Source organism: Paenibacillus sp. DMB5, assembly GCF_001517085.1.
In the GTDB taxonomy this organism is placed as follows: Bacteria; Bacillota; Bacilli; order Paenibacillales; family Paenibacillaceae; genus Paenibacillus_AQ.
This window is the reverse complement of sequence record NZ_LRAC01000037.1, coordinates 1-15,527: the sequence shown is the minus strand read 5'-3', so window position 1 is coordinate 15,527 and position 15,527 is coordinate 1. Positions and strand designations below refer to the sequence as shown.

The window sequence follows — 15,527 nt, the reverse complement described above, 5'->3', positions numbered from 1 at the left end:
CGGAGAGCTACAGGGAGATTGTCTGGAATGGCAGTTTTTCGTGCCGGCGGGAAGGGGGATAAATATGCACAAGGACAGGGATATAAATGAGGCTGCGGCGGTGAATACGGATGTGTCAGACTTTGAGAAGCAGCTTACCGCCTGGAGACATGATCTGCACAGGCGCCCCGAAACTGCGTTTGAGGAGAAGGACACATCCAATTATATCGCCGCTGTGCTGACGGAAATGGGCCTCAAGGTACATAGAGGCATCGGCGGGACAGGTATTGTAGCCAGCCTGACAGCGGGGAACGGGCCAGGGGTCATCGGCATCCGTGCGGATATGGACGCCCTTAACCTGACTGAAGAAGCACAGCACGCTTACTCTTCACTGAATACCGGCAAGATGCACGCCTGCGGTCATGACGGCCATATGGCAATGGTATTGGGTGCAGCAAGGCTGCTAACTCAGCGCCAACATTTTAACGGCACGGTCCGTTTTATCTTTCAGCCTGCCGAGGAACCGGGAAAAGGGGCACTGGCCATGCTCAGGGACGGGCTGCTCGAACGTTTTCCGGTGGATGAAATCTATGGCCTGCATAATATGCCCGGTATGCCGGCGGGTTCATTTTCTACCCGAAGCGGCGGTATAATGGCTAGTGAGGACAATTTTGTGATCAGGATCAAGGGGCAGGGTGCACATGCGGCACGTCCGCATATGAGCAAGGACCCGCTGGTCATTGCCTCTGAAATCATTATTGCTCTGCAGACCATCATCTCGCGTAATCTCGAGCCGGGTGTGCCGGCAGTAATCTCCTGCACGGAGCTCCATACGGACGGAATCCGTAATGCCATTCCGACCCGTGTTGAAATCAAAGGAGATACCCGGAGCTATACGCCTGAGGTGCAGCTGCTGCTGGAGGAACGGATGCGGACGATCAGCACAGCCATTTGCGGAATGAACGGGGCGGAATGCACGTTTGAATATACCCATGAGTTTGCACCTACTGTTAACTGGGCGGAGTGCGCCAGATTCGCTGTAAAAGCAGCGCGTAACGTCGCCGGTGACAACCGGGTGGACCCGGATGTCCGGCCGACGATGATCTCTGAGGATTTTGGCGTCTTTCTGCAGCACGTTCCGGGCTGCTTTGTATTTATCGGTAACGGTGACGATGCTGAAGGTTCGGGCAATATTCCGCTGCATAGCTCCGGTTATGATTTTAATGACCGGATCTTGAAGCGGGGTGCGGAATATTTTGCCGAGCTGGTCCGGATCCGGCTGCCGGAATAACCTAAATCTGCAGAGAAGGGAGTCTGCCGTGATAACCCGTAAACAGGCCTTTTTCTTTGATTTGGACGATACGCTTTACGATCATTTTATGCCCTTTGAGGAAACGGTTAGCAGGCTGCTTACTGCGGATGAACAAGCAACGGATACGGCACGGCTGTTCTGCCGGATGCGCCACCACAGCGATCAGCTCTGGCCGCGTTACGAGAGAGGTGAGCTTGAGCTGGCTGAGCTTAAGCTGCTTAGAATAGAGCTGGCCTGCAAGGATTGCGGATTGACACTGGACCGCAGCAGGTCGGAGCAATTCCAGCGTGATTATCTGCAGCGCCAGCGCCGGTTTGACTGGATCAGCGGAGCAAGGGAGTGTATCAGGCGGATTATGGAGTCCGGACATCCGGTTGGCATTATTACCAACGGGCCCGAGGATTACCAGTGGACCAAGATCCGGGGGCTCGGGCTGGACCGGCTCATCGCAAGGGAGCTGATCTTTATTTCCGGGGCGCTTGGCCTGGCCAAGCCGGACCCTGAGATTTTTGCATACGTTAACCGGATGACCGGCACGCTGCTGCCGGAATGTGTATACATCGGAGACTCCTGGGACAAAGATGTGACCGGGGCGCTGGCAGCAGGCTGGCAGGTCTATTGGTACAATCCCCGGAGGCTGCCGGCAGGTGACGGCCGGCAGCCTCACCTGGAATTCAGTACATACACTGCGCTAAACAGCCAATTGCATACAGGCAGCGGCGGGTTGCTCTGATTAGACAGTATTTGTTCGTATTTTTCCGTTGTAGTCCTGTTGGAAAATAAACCTTGAATGGCGTTTGCCTTCAAGGTTTTTTGTTTTGGGGAAGAGGTATAGTCACATAGACTAACATCCGGTTGAGTAGAGAAAGCAGGCAGCTAGAGGGCAAGTAAACAGATTTATACGCAGCTGAGCAGGCGGGGGATAGGTTGGCGGATAGCTGTGAAGTTGCAGACGGACTGTTGGAGGATAGTCGGAAAATGGAAAGCAGACAGGCGGGGATGCGGCAGCTAGTGGGGCCAGACAGTTATTAGGCGCACAGACCAGCGTATTATCGGGACCCGGAAAGCTTGTCGACGGCCTGTTAGGTACAGGAGCAGGAGCAGGACAGGAGCAGGCGCTAACGGACCGAGGCGACCTTATTTTCATTATAGAGGGCATTCAGACGGGCTAACGGACCGAGATGCTCTTATTATCCTTTAAATATAGGCCGAGCAGGCCATTTCCGCAAAATAAGAGCGCTGGTGTCCGTTAGCCAGGGCAAGTGCGGGATTTTGCCTAAATAAGGTTATCTGAGTCCGTTACAGTCGGCTGCGTATGAGTTCCTGCTGTTTGCACGGCGGGTAATCGGTTAATGATTGAGTGAAACCAAGACAGTTGCAAGGGGGCTATGCGATGTTGAATAAGATCAAAGAGAAGCTGTATGACCGGAAGGAGCCGGCTTTTCCGCTTGCATTGTTCCGGATCGGGTTCTCGCTTGTATTGATGCTTGAGCTGCTGCAGATGATGACGCTCAGGGATCTGATTTTTCAAAAAGACAGCCTGGCCGCAACCGTGCCGTCCTTCCTGACCGTCCTGTTTGTGCTCTGGATGACCGCTTTGTTCCTGATGCTGATCGGATACCTGACACGCCCCGCTGCAATCGTCAACTATCTGATTAGTGTCTATATACTGGGCTTTGTTGTGGTGAATGAAGCGAACAACTGGCAGGTGGATTCTCTCTTTCTGACAGGCTCGTTCCTGCTGATGTTTATGCCTGTGTCGGCTTGCCTGTCCATAGAAAGCCTGATGGAACGCCGCCGCCAGGCCAGAGTCCGTGTCCGGAAACTGCCCCGGCCCCAGGCCAGATTTATGCATACCGCGTTCCTGATTCTGCTGATCGGGCTGTTTTATCTGGATTCGATGCTCTATAAGCTTTCTTCTGACATGTATCTCTCCGGACTGGGTTTATGGGCTCCTGCCTCCCTGCCCTTTACTACTTATTATGATGTCTCCTGGCTGATCGATCATGAGTGGCTGGTGCGCATCATGGGTTATTCTCTGCTTCTCTATGAAGGAGCGTATATCTTCCTGGTGTGGTTCAGGCCGCTCAGGGTATGGATGAGTCTTGCCGGAGTGCTTCTGCATGCAGGTGTACTTGCTGTCTTCCCGATTCCGGCTATGAGTCTCCTGGTGATCGCCATTCATCTGGCCATTATTCCGGAGAGCGTCTACCGCAAGCTGTATGACCGGTGGATCGCAGCGAAGCATAAACGGCTGACTGTCTATTATGACCGGCTTTGCCCGCTGTGCCGCCAGACAGTCGGTATCCTCTCGGCACTGGATTTCCGCAAAGCGATTGATTGGAAGGCGCTGCAGGATTTTGCGGCTGAGGAAAAGCTGCTGGCAGATATTCCGGAGGCCGATCTCCTGCATGACATTTATGCTGTGGAGAACGGGGCGAAGCTGCATAAAGGCGTGGATACCTATGCCGCGGTTCTGCGGTCGATGGGTTGGGCATATCCGGCAGGCCTGCTGCTCGGCCGGCCGCCGTTTCACGGTATCGCGGCTGCCATATACGGCAAGGTAGCAGCGAAACGCAAACGGGAGGGCGGCTGCACAGACAGCACCTGCGGCATCGGGATCGTGGCTCCGCCGGAGAAGGCGGCGACTCCATTCAGCGGGAAGTTCTGGCCGGCCGGAACATTCCTGCTGCTGTGGGCCGTTTCGTTCATTATCCTTTCCTTCGGAACACCAGCCTACGGGAAGTATCTGACAGGCGAGAACAGCAGCCTGACGGCTGCGCTCAGGGATACCGCCGCAGTCTACAAGCGGATAACCTATCCCGTGCTGGGCTGGACTAACCATGGTGTGTATACGGAAACGCATTATGAAAAGTATGGGTTTCAGACCCGGCTGGTCTATGTAGACGGAGATTCAACGGTGCCGTTGCCTATCATGGACGATAACGGCTTTTCCCGGGGCTACAAGGTCGGCAGGCAGTGGGATAACTGGGCCTATGCCACGGTAAAACCCGACATTCCATACGAGCAGGCCAAGAACAGTATGCTGGATTACGCCGCCTTCTGGGCAGAGGACAGCGGGACAGATCTGCACTCGGGCAACGGGCATATTGAAATCCAGCGGAAGCCGATTAAGGTGGTAATGGATGACTTCCGTCCCGGACTGCTGCAGGACAATATGGACCAGCCGTGGAGCCGGATCGGCGAAATTGCCGCCAGCGGCGGCAGCCTGCAGCTTGTAATGGACGGCGCCGCGGGCAGCGGAGACCAGGGGACCTGGGGTGAGGCTGTGGAGGCTGTGGTCAATGCCACCGCAACTGCATCGGCTCCATAATTATAGCTACATCCGCATCTCAACGATACTCAGCCGTGCTGCATCAGCGTCCATATATGAGCTCGCAGATGCGTTCACACCATGATCATCTGCGCCGCATCAGCGTCCATAAACGGACTCGCAGATGCGTTCGCAGCATATCCTTGTCTGAGTCACATCTATGCAAAACATAGTCCCACCCACACTCGATCCACAAAAGCAGCCGCAAGCGCATTCGCGTTTGCGGCTGCTTTGCGTCTATCCTCAGCTGCGGCCCCCGAACCAGCTCAGTAATACAGCTTCCTGAACTGGTTCGGGCTGAGCTGCTCGTGCTTTTTGAACACGGTGCAGAAATAGTTGGGGTCCTCGAATCCGGACAGGAGGGCCACCTCTTTTACCGGCATATTGGGACTGCGCAGCAGCAGCTCCTTGCTGTTCTTGATCCGCACCGAATGGATGTACTGGAAAATCCGGATATTCGTCGTCTTCTTGAACACGGTGCACAGGTGCTGCGGCGTAATGCCGGCCACTCCGGCCATCTCCTCCAGGGTCAGCGGTTTGTGGGCATTCTGCTCAATATAGTCAAACAGCGGCTTCAGCTTCAAATTGAGGCTGGATGCGCTGTTGTGCGGATGAACGGAGGCATACTGGACCATTTCAATCAGCAGGGAATAGATTTGTGAAGACCACTCCAGGCTGCGCAGGGCATAGTCCGACTGCTGTATATCCATGATGCTCTGGATTCTGGCTGTAAACACCTCAGGCTTCGAAATATAGTAAACGCCAGGAGCGGTAATCCCCGCCGTCCGCTTCAGAAAGCTCTCCACCTGATGGCCGTCGAACACAATCCAGTTCACCCTCCAGGACGGGCTGACCGCATAATATTCATGGGGGGCCCCCTTGAGCAGCAGCATTGCGGTGCCTTCTTTTACCCGGAAGGTTCTGCCGCCGGTGATCAGCTCGCCTTCGCCTTCCACGCATTGAATCCATTGATATAAGTAGCCGTCCGGACGGACAATCGGCTCCTGATCCCAGTGAACACCCGCATCCACAAGGTAGTAGGGAAGCTCCTTGTCTGATTCCGTGATGAGGGGCAGAAGCCTCCTGTACATAGGACCACGACCTTAATATTTTAATGTTTTTATGAATATCCTTAGATTGTTCGCAGGGAATAACATCACTACAATATAAATATAACAAAGTTTGTTGAGCGCTTACAAATATAAATAAAGGATGGTACAACACAATGAGCAGGCTTGAAACCAAAATCATGGACGGCTGGGAATTCACCCTGCAGCAGCCTGAGGACGGAAATTTTGCACCCGTAAAGCTGCCGCATGACTGGGCGATCACCGCTCCGGTAAATACACAGATGAAGCAGGGAGAGGCTCAGGGCTTCAGGGACCGCTGGGGAACCGGGTGGTACAGAAAACAGCTCCCGATCAGCCCGATTAAGGAAGGGTATGTGTATAAGCTGCATTTTGGCGGAATCTATGAAAACAGTACGGTCTGGATCAACGGCAAGGAGGCGGGCGGCCACAAATACGGCTACACCAGCTTTGAGCTGGATATAACGAACCTGATTCATGAGGGCGATAACCTGATTCAGGTTAAGGTGGATAACACCGTATTCCCGGCGGACCGGTGGTATTCGGGTGCAGGCATTTACCGTAATGTTAAGCTGCTGGAGCTGCCGCAGAATCATCTGGTGCCTTATGAAATTCAAGTAACAACGGAAATTGAAGACGGGAAAGGTATTGTCACTGTAAAAACCGGCACAACAGCCCGCGTAAAAGCCGTTCTCTCGGATGCAGATGCAGACACCTCTTACACGGAAGAGTCCGACGATCAGGGCGTTATCCGGTTTGAGGTTCCGTCAGCGAAGCTGTGGAGTCCGCAGGAGCCGCATTTGTACCGTCTGGAGCTGTCGCTTTTCCAGGGAAATGAAGCTGTTGACCGTTACGGCCTGAACGTCGGTATCCGGGAGATCAGGATGGTTCCGCATAAGGGGATGTACATCAACGGCCAATCAACCAAGATAAAAGGGCTGTGTATCCACCAGGATGCAGGCTGTCTCGGAACGGCTGTAACGGCGGAGATCTGGAAGGACCGGCTGCTTGCCTTCAAAAAATCGGCTGTAATGCGATCCGCACCTCCCACCATATTTTTATGGCAGAGTTACTGGACCTGTGTGATGAGCTGGGCCTGCTGGTGTACGAGGAGCCTTTTGACAAATGGACCGGCGGGGCTTATGGACGTTACTTCGAGACCGAGTGGCAGCGCGATCTGGAGGGGATGGTGAAGCGGGACCGGAATCATCCGTGCATCTTTATGTGGGGTGTCGGCAATGAGGTGGAGCATCAGGGGCAGGCTTCCATGCTGAATATTCTGAAGATGCTGAAAGGGCATCTGCTGACGATGGATAATACGCGGCCGGTGTCGTATGCGATGAATCCGCATTTTAAATATGAGAGCAATGTCGACGTGTCCAAAATAGAGGATATCCAGCAGTTTGTTGATGAAGCGGATGATACGGAAATTTATGATGTGGCCGAACGGGTCGAGCGGATCCGCCGGATCGGGGAAATCGTCGATGTGATCTGCTGCAATTACCAGGAGCAATGGTATCCCGAGATTCACGAAGCCTTGCCGGATAAGCTGATTCTGGGGACGGAGACGTATCAGTTTTTCCGCGGCCACCGCGAGCAGATGCAGAACTTTACGGCCGATATCCCCTGGATGGATGTGGAGCAGCACGATTATGTGATCGGCGGGATGCTGTGGACCGGGATTGATTACCTTGGGGAGTCTATGGGGTATCCGGCAAAAGGCTGGGCAGGCTCGCTGTTCTATACGAATAATGAGCGCAAGCCGCTGTCCTACCTCTATGAAAGCTACTGGTCTGATAAGCCAATGGTTTATCTGGCCGTCATGGATTATTCCCTGCAGGATGAGGGGACCAAGGAGCACTGGGATACGCCGCGATATGCCGGCCACTGGAACTTCCCGCAGTTCAACAAGACCGTGATTTCGTACATGATTGCTACGAACTGCGAGGAGGTCACACTTGATTTAAACGGTAAAAGATTTCATGTGGGCAAGCCGGCTGCCTACCCGGGCCGGATGATTACCGGGTATCTGCCTTATCAGCCCGGTACGATTACAGTAAGAGGCTTTATCGGCGGCGAAGAAGTGAGCCGATATGAGCTGAAGACGGCTGGGCCGGCGGTCAGGCTGGCCTTTGATCAGGAGGCAGTCACTCTGGATGCGGATAACGTATCGCAAAAGCTGCTCACTGTCCGGGCAGTAGATGCTGATGGTGTGCCGGTATTCCGCGACAGCTCCAAGGTAACCTTTGAGGTCGAAGGCCCGGCTGAGATCATTGCTGTGGACAATGGCGACCTTAGCTCAAGCGAGCCGTATGACCGCAATTGGATGCATTTGTACCGCGGCTGTCTCAGCACGGCCATCCGGCTGAGTGGTGAGAAGGGGCGCATCGTGTTGTCAGCCTACTCGGAGGGAATGTATGCGGCACAGCTGATCATTAATGTAAGGTAACGGTTGCGTCAAAAAAAGGGGTATCCCGGGCCGCCGGCTGACGGCTTGCGGGATACCTCTTTAATTAAAAGCTATACAATCTTACGCCATGCGGCGGTACGGTTGTCTTAAGTGTGCCTGCGGCCAGCTCAGCCGCTTCACCGCTCCACAGCTCCGTACCGGCTGCTGCGCTCAGGCCGATCTCTTCAAGGGCCAGCTCCACCTGCAGCGGGCTCTCGCCCGTGTTGAACACCGCAGCATAACGGGTGCCGTCGTTGTGTGCGGCAGTCCACACGATGAGATCGCCCTTGCAGAGGGCTTCTCTGGCGCCGTGGCTCTCCTGCTGGATGCGCAGCACTTCGCGGTTGGTCAGCAATGACAGTGTCCACTCGTCATTGTCGCGCAGCTCGCCGCCGAAGATGAGCGGCGAGCGGAAAATGCTCCAGAGCGACATCATCGTCAGCTGCTCGTCACGCGTGAACCGGGTCCAGCGGTCTGCGCCGCCGCCGTCCACGGAACGGATGCCGATATGGCCGAGCGGCAGCATATCGCAGTCCGGCCAGCTGCCGTCCCCGGGTACGCCCTGCCACTTGCGGCAGCGGTCGAACATGTCCAGCAGCAGCGGCCACAGATCCCAAAAATCATCCGTGACCCGCCACATGTTAGCGTGCTCTACGAAGAAATCGGCGTATTCCACCGGAGCCGGGCCCGGTGACAGGCTCAGCACCATCGGCCGGCCGCTGCGCTCGATGGCCTTGGAGATCAGGGCAATCTCCGGCTGATGGGTGTCATACAGTCTGGAAGCGGCGATGTCATCCACCTTGACCAGATCGACGCCCCACTGTGCGTACAGCTCAAAGAGCGAATCGTAATAGGCCTGAGCGCCTTCCTTCGAGGCGTCCACTCCGTACATATCCGTATTCCAAGGGCAGATGGAGTTGGTGTGGGCGATGTCGCGTGCCGTTGCGGTTGTACCGAGCAATGCCGTGCCGGCATGGGCAGCCTGCCGCGGAATACCGCGCATAATATGGATACCGAATTTCAGCCCGAGGCTGTGCACGTAATCGGCAAGCGGCTTGAAGCCCTGGCCGCCGGCTGCCGAAGGGAAGCGGTTCTCGGCAGGCAACAGCCGTGAATATTCATCCATGACCAGCGGGACGAACGGCCGGTATTGGGAGGAGTTGGCGTAAGGCTCATACCACTGAATATCAACAGTGATGTAGTTCCAGCCGTAGTCTTTAAGATGCTCCGCCATATATTCTGCGTTACCGCGTATTTCGGCTTCCGTTACGGCTGCACCGTAACAGTCCCAGCTGTTCCAGCCGAGCGGAGGAGTAGGTGCTGCAAGCTTATGTGTCATTGTGAATCTCCTTTACTGATGGATTATTGCTCTTATTAAGATCATCATAAGGTAGGAGATTCGCAATATCTATAGTAATCTTACAAGCCAAATAGCACTATATTGCGGTTGACGGTTAATCGAAGAACAGCCTGCGGTAGGTCAGACTCTCGCCTCCGCTGCGGAATTCTCCCGGCGTCAGCCCGGTCAGCCCGCGGAAGGCCTTGATGAAATAGCTTCCGCTGGAATAGCCTATCCGTGCGGCGATGGCTTCGATGCTGAGGCTGGTTCCCCGGAGCAGCTCCATGGCTTTCTCCGTGCGGACACGGGTCAGATATGCACCGGGTGTCAGTCCGGTACTGGCCGAAAACCGGCGGATCAGATGGTATTTGGACAGGCCCACATGCTCTGACAGCTGATCGACGCTGATCATCTGTGCATAGTGCTGCTCTATATATTCGGCTGCCCGCCTTACGTTATCAGACCAGTTATCCTTGTCCCGCAGAGACGTCACCTGCATCCTGGCCAGCTCGGTCATGAACTGGTAGATAGAGGAGGAAGCAATCAGCGGGTCGGAGATCCGGCCTGCTGCCGCATCGGCGACAATCAGCTTCAGCAGCCGGATCGGCGCGCAGTCGGCAGGCAGATGAGGTACCTCCCCGGCTTCGCGCAGAAATTTGCGCCAGTGGGGCAGAATCAGCTCGGGACGGAACAGCAGGAACATGAATTCCCACGGCTCCGAAGCCTCCGGGTCATAATAATAACGGTGGGGTCCGGGAATCTCCGCCAAAAAAGCCTGTCCGGCGGCGACCCGGTAAGTCCGGCTCCCGGACTCAAACACACCCTCGCCGGAGAGGGTGTACTGGAACAGCAGAAGCGGGCCGTCTGTCCGCTCCAGTCCGTCCCAGCGGTAGGCCGGGGTGGTAATGGAATCACAGCCGGCGGCATACAGCACGCACAGCGTAAGCTCTTTATCTTCGGCGAACCGGAAGCCGTAGGTGCCTGCGGACATATCCATAGCTGTTGTGGCCTCCTTGCAGGAATAGTATCTGACTGCTACTTTATCACACCCGTCTGCAAAAAACAGCGCCGCTCCCGCAGGCAGGAGCAGCGCTGTGCTGTCTATCTTTTAATGCTATGGCGTGTCCGGCTCTATCCTCAGGCCTGGGCACTTTCCGCTGTCTTGGCTCCGAAGGCTCTGCGGATCAGCTTGGTCAGCTCCATCAGGACAACGGCGCCGACGGCCAGGCCTGTTGCCGTCAGCCAGTCGGACATCCCGAACGTATCCGGAATGGAGAAGATTTGTCTGATTCCCGGCAGTACTGCAACACCGTAGAAGGCGAAGCAGACCAGGACGGCTCCAATCACATATTTGTTGCTGAAGAAGCCGGCTTCAATCGAAGTCTGGGTATTGGAGCGCGCGGCAAAAGTCTGAAGCGTACGGGACAAAATCAGCGTGGTGAAAGCCATCGCTACACCCATTTCATCGGAATGCTGAAGACCAAGGTACAGGGAGACAATAACCGCTGCTCCGATAAGAACACCGCGGGTAATGATCGCCTGCATCAGGCCGCCGGAGAAGATGCCTTCATTAAGCTCTCTCGGCTTTCTGCTCATCACATTCGGCTCGGCTTTTTCCATTCCCAGGGCGATCGCAGGGAGAGAGTCATTAGCCAGGTTGATGAACAGCAGCTGAATCGCTGTGAACGGATTGATCCAGTCGAAGATCAGGGCGAACAGGATAGCGATAATCGCACCCAGGTTGCCCGAGAACAGATAGGCGATCGCCTTTTTGATATTGTCGAACACCGTCCGGCCTACAGAGACTGCGTTAACAATCGAGACAAAGTTATCATCGGTCAGAATCATCGCAGCTGCGTCCTTGGCAACATCGGTCCCGCTGCCCATCGCGACGCCGATATCTGCTGCTTCAGCGCAGGGGCATCATTTACGCCGTCGCCGGTCATGGCTGTGATTTTACCTTTACGCTGCCATGCACGGACAATCCGGATCTTGTTCTCCGGAGAGACGCGGGCGTATACGCCGATCTGCTCCAGCTTGTTGTCGAGCTCTGTATCGGACATGGCATCCAGTTCCTGGCCGGTGATGGCAATATCCGTTTTGCTCATCAGTCCAATGTCGCGGCCGATTGCCTGGGCAGTGGTTTTGTGGTCGCCGGTGATCATGATCGTGCGGATACCGGCGTTTTTAGATTCAGCGATGGCGCTGTAGACCGCTTCACGCGGAGGGTCAATCATCGCAGTTAATCCAACTAGCACCAGATTTTTTTCATCCTCAAGCGTAATTTGTGTAGTGGTATTCGGTACAGTTTTGTAGGCATACGCCAGAACACGCAGTGCCCTGTTGGAGAAATCCTCATTGACTTTAATGAACCGTTCACGCAGCTCCTCTGTAAACGGCACTTCCTTTTCATCGATCAGCACATGCGAACATACGCTAAAGAGCACATCCGGTCCGCCCTTGGTGATCATTTTCTTTTGTCCGCCAAACGTATGCAGGGTACTCATCAGTTTACGTTCGGAGTCAAACGGGAGCTCTGCTTCCCGGGGGAAGTTATCGCGGATTTCCCGGTAATCCTTATCCAGGCTGTTACTGAAGGCGATCAGAGCAACCTCTGTCGGGTCACCCAGCTCCTTGCCCTCTTCATTGATATTCGAGTCGTTACAGAGAACGGCAATATGCAGCAGCCTGCGGGCTTCCGGGGACCATTCATGATGTTCAAGCTTGAACTGGTCCTTCTGTCCCTCCGGCAGATAATAATCGACAACCGTCATTTTATTCTGGGTGAGGGTACCGGTTTTATCGGTACAGATGACGCCGGCCGAGCCGAGCGCCTCAACAGCCGGCAGCTTGCGGATAATCGCATTCTGCTTGGCCATCTTGTTCGTGCCTACAGACAAGACAATCGTCACGATGGAGGAGAGCGCTTCAGGAATAGCGGCTACCGCAACAGCGACAGCAAACATCAGAGCGTTGAATATGGCTTCAGTAGTATCAACGTTAGTATCAGACAGCCATACACGGCCGGCCTGGATACCGAAGATAATGACCGACAGTATCAGAATAGCAATACCGAGCTGTTTACTGAATGCCTCGAGCTTGCGCTGCAGCGGCGTCTGTTTGGCTTCGGCGCTTTCGAGCAGCTCGGCGATTTTACCTATTTCAGTGGTCAGGGCAGTACCAGTTACGAGAAAAACACCGCGTCCGTAAACCACCAGGGAACCGCTGAACGCCATATTGCGGCGGTCGCCGAGCGGAGCCTCCTGGTCAATGGTGTTGGTATGCTTTTCAACAGCCTCGGATTCCCCGGTCAGCATACCTTCATTGATCTTAAGGCTTCCGGATTCGATGATCCGGCCGTCTGCAGGAACGAAATCTCCGGCTTCGAGAATAACGATATCACCGCGGACTAGCTCGCGGGCCGGAACGGTCCGGGGTGCTCCATCCCGCAGTACCTTGGCTTCAGGTGCGGACATCTGCTGCAGTGCAGCCAGTGAGCTTTCCGCTTTACGGGTCTGAATGACACTGATTACGGCATTGAGGATCAGGACGAGGAAGATAATTAGCGATTCCATGACATGTCCCATAAAGATCTGGACGGCAGCTGCAATCAGCAGCACGACCACCATCGGGTCTTTGAAGTTTTCCAGGAAAAGCTTCCATATGGGGTCCCTGTCCCGGCCCTTGATTTCATTGTAGCCGTCCTGTTCAAGCCGCTTCTGGACTTCGGCTGAGGTGAGCCCTTTTGCCGAGCTCTGCTGCTCCTGTAAGCTGTCTGATACACTTTTGCGGTAATACTCCACTAATGATTTCTCCTCTCTGCTGTGCGGTGTCTTTTTATGTGGCACATAAGCTTCGATTTACTGGACTAATACCCGTTAAACTCATTTTCTACTCAGGTATGATACATCAGTTTGCCCAATAATCACGATTTAGAACCTGTTTGTAAAAGTTACGGTTAATACGGGAAGGAGGTTTCAAAAGATATATATGCCGGGTTGAGAGCGGGACTTCGCCCGAACATAAGCATGAGTAATCTTGCTGCCGCAGCGGAGCCGTTCCTGTTAAAATGAGTAAATTGGAATAATGATGAATGAAGGGTTGGATAAAAAATGAAATTCAGCTGTACTTACGTACCGGAAGCCGGTGTTACATAAGATATGGGCCGCGGAAGCGGTTATGCTGCTGCGCCGGGGCTGTCCGGAAATGAGGATTTGCGGGACTCCTGGCCGGGGGATTATTATTCACCTGCTGTGCCCACGCTGCTGATGGATGTGCCGAATGGCAATTACCAGGTTGCTGTAAAGATAAGCATTGAGGCTCAGGAGAGTATAACTGCCCTGCGTGAAGGAGTAGGACATCTCAGGCTGCTGCAGCAAAATGCCGAAGCTCCAAGGCAGGTGACGGCTTCCTTTTCTGTTCATGTTAACAGCGGCCAGCTAATGCTTGCCTCTGGAGCAGGGGCTGTAATGGAGCAGGTGGAGATCAGGCGGAATGCAGATATTCCAACTCTTTTCCTGGCCGGAGACTCCACCGTTACGGATCAGGCCTCGTCGAAGTACCCGTATTCCGGCTGGGGGCAGATGCTTGGTCTGTTTCTGAAGGACGGGCTTGCTACCGCCAATCATGCCTGCTCCGGGAGAAGTGCCGGGAGCTTTATTCAGGAGGACCGCTTGACCCGGATTGCGAAGAAGCTGCGCAAAGGTGATTTCCTGCTGATTCAGTTTGCCCATAATGACGAAAAGGAAACAGAGGACGGAGCCGGGCCGTTTACTACCTATCCGCATTATCTGCAGCAGTATATCAATCTTGCGAGGGAAAAGGAGGCCCATCCTGTGCTGGTATCCCCGATGCACCGGCGCTTCTTCGAGGCAGACGGGAGTATCCGGAATACACACGGGGCTTACATTGAGGCCATGCGGCAGCTTGCCTTGCGGGAGAAGGTGCCTTTCATAGACCTTGCGGGCCTGAGCAAAGCTTATTTCGAAGAGCTGGGGGAAGAGCGCACCAAGCAGGTGTTCTTGTGGGCAGAGCCGGGTCAATATGTTAACCTGCCTGAGGGCGCTCAGGATAATACCCATTTCACAGAAGCAGGAGCTGTTGAGATCGCGAGGCTGGTAGTCAGGGGTATGCGTGAAGCAGGATTCGAGCCGCTTAGCCGGCATCTTATCACGGAAGAAGAGGCTGCGGCGGTAATGAACCGGATCGTGTGAGAGCAATAATCGTAAATAAGGGACCTGGCTTTTTGAGGCCCGGCAGGTACGGTTGGTTGATAGTGCTGAAAACGGGCAGTTAGTATTGCATTGGTTGGGCTTGCTGCAGAAGTGGCGGTAGAGTAAGAATGAGGCTTGGCTAGGGGGCTGTGCTGCTGCGACAACGGGGGATAGCACTGGTTTTGGCTGAAGATGCCGGGCCGGAGCAGCAGGTATTTAGTTTGTTACAATGCGGGTGGTGCCGAAGAGCTGAGCGTCAGAGGTAGCTGTCGGTGTTCGGATAGCTGTGATTTCTCAGAGTTAGTTAACGGTGTTTTGATAGCTGTGATCGTCAGAGGTAGTTGGTGGTGCTCGGATAACTGGATTCGTCAGAAGTAGTTAACCGTGTTCTGATAGCTGTGATCGTCAGAGGTAGTTTGTGGTGCTCGCTGTTGTTTGCCAGGTAAGCTGCAGTGTACGGCGGAGCTGAACCGGTCCGGAGTTAACCGGCAGTGTTTCGCAAGAGTAAGGGATGAGCTTATTGTTAAAACTAACATTATGTTCTGCTCAACGCGATGTGCCAGCACAAACAGCAACTTGTCTGCGGACTGGTTGCTGTTTGTGCTGGCTTAGAGTGCGTCAGACCCGGGTGTACGTTCGTCGCCCTTTAAAGGGAAAAATCCCATTAAATGAGCCATATCCCCGTCCCGAGCCCGCCATTAAAGGGAAAAATCCCATTAAATGAGCCATATCCCCGTCCTAAGCTCGTCATTAAAGGGGAAAAATCCCATTAAATGAGCCATATCCCCGTCCCGAGTCCGCCATCAAGAGGAA

The 15,527-nt window shown here is 54.4% G+C and carries 8 protein-coding genes and 2 pseudogenes; 6 read left to right on the top strand and 4 right to left on the bottom strand.

From position 1 onward, the window contains the following. Positions 1–64 precede the first annotated feature (64 nt). The 3 genes from AWJ19_RS06790 (at position 65) to AWJ19_RS06780 (ending at position 4,625) form a co-directional block, all read left to right on the top strand. Entirely contained in the window at positions 65–1,270 is a 1,206-nt protein-coding gene (locus AWJ19_RS06790; RefSeq protein ID WP_068722348.1) for a M20 aminoacylase family protein, read from the top strand. 28 nt (positions 1,271–1,298) lie between these two features. Beyond that, positions 1,299–2,024 (top strand): HAD-IA family hydrolase, encoded by a 726-nt coding sequence (locus AWJ19_RS06785; RefSeq protein WP_068722346.1) that lies wholly within the window; start codon positions 1,299–1,301, stop codon positions 2,022–2,024. 660 nt (positions 2,025–2,684) lie between these two features. After that, the gene (locus AWJ19_RS06780; RefSeq protein WP_068722345.1) at positions 2,685–4,625 is read left to right on the top strand and encodes a DCC1-like thiol-disulfide oxidoreductase family protein; all 1,941 of its coding nucleotides are present in this window, start codon (positions 2,685–2,687) and stop codon (positions 4,623–4,625) included. Between the two features lie 266 nt (positions 4,626–4,891). Here AWJ19_RS06780 and AWJ19_RS06775 read toward each other — a convergent pair whose 3' ends face one another. After that, a complete protein-coding gene (locus AWJ19_RS06775; protein WP_068722343.1) occupies positions 4,892–5,716 on the bottom strand; it encodes an AraC family transcriptional regulator in 825 nt (274 codons plus the stop codon). 134 nt (positions 5,717–5,850) lie between these two features. Here AWJ19_RS06775 and AWJ19_RS36320 point away from each other — a divergent pair. Both AWJ19_RS36320 and AWJ19_RS36315 read left to right on the top strand, forming a co-directional pair. Further along, positions 5,851–6,528, top strand: a pseudogene (locus tag AWJ19_RS36320) (sugar-binding domain-containing protein); the annotation flags it as partial. Between the two features lie 245 nt (positions 6,529–6,773). After that, complete coding sequence (locus AWJ19_RS36315; RefSeq protein WP_241781627.1) at positions 6,774–8,162, top strand: glycoside hydrolase family 2 TIM barrel-domain containing protein; 1,389 nt, start codon at positions 6,774–6,776, stop codon at positions 8,160–8,162. Between the two features lie 64 nt (positions 8,163–8,226). On the opposite strand, the gene AWJ19_RS06765 is transcribed toward AWJ19_RS36315, so the two are convergent. The 3 genes and pseudogenes from AWJ19_RS06765 to AWJ19_RS06755 form a co-directional block, all read right to left on the bottom strand. Next, positions 8,227–9,501, bottom strand: coding sequence for a glycoside hydrolase family 27 protein (locus AWJ19_RS06765; RefSeq protein ID WP_068722341.1), 1,275 nt, complete (start codon positions 9,499–9,501; stop codon positions 8,227–8,229). Positions 9,502–9,616: 115 nt separating this feature from the next. Then, positions 9,617–10,498: an AraC family transcriptional regulator gene (locus AWJ19_RS06760; protein ID WP_068722339.1), complete on the bottom strand. Its 882-nt coding sequence runs from the start codon at positions 10,496–10,498 to the stop codon at positions 9,617–9,619. Between the two features lie 140 nt (positions 10,499–10,638). Then, a pseudogene (locus AWJ19_RS06755) lies at positions 10,639–13,304 on the bottom strand (cation-translocating P-type ATPase). A gap of 357 nt (positions 13,305–13,661) precedes the next feature. On the opposite strand from AWJ19_RS06755, the gene AWJ19_RS06750 reads away from it, so the two are divergent. Continuing rightward, positions 13,662–14,714 carry a rhamnogalacturonan acetylesterase gene (locus AWJ19_RS06750; protein WP_068722337.1) on the top strand — a complete coding sequence of 351 codons (1,053 nt, stop codon included), beginning with the start codon at positions 13,662–13,664 and terminating at the stop codon, positions 14,712–14,714. The last annotated feature ends 813 nt before the right edge of the window (positions 14,715–15,527 follow it).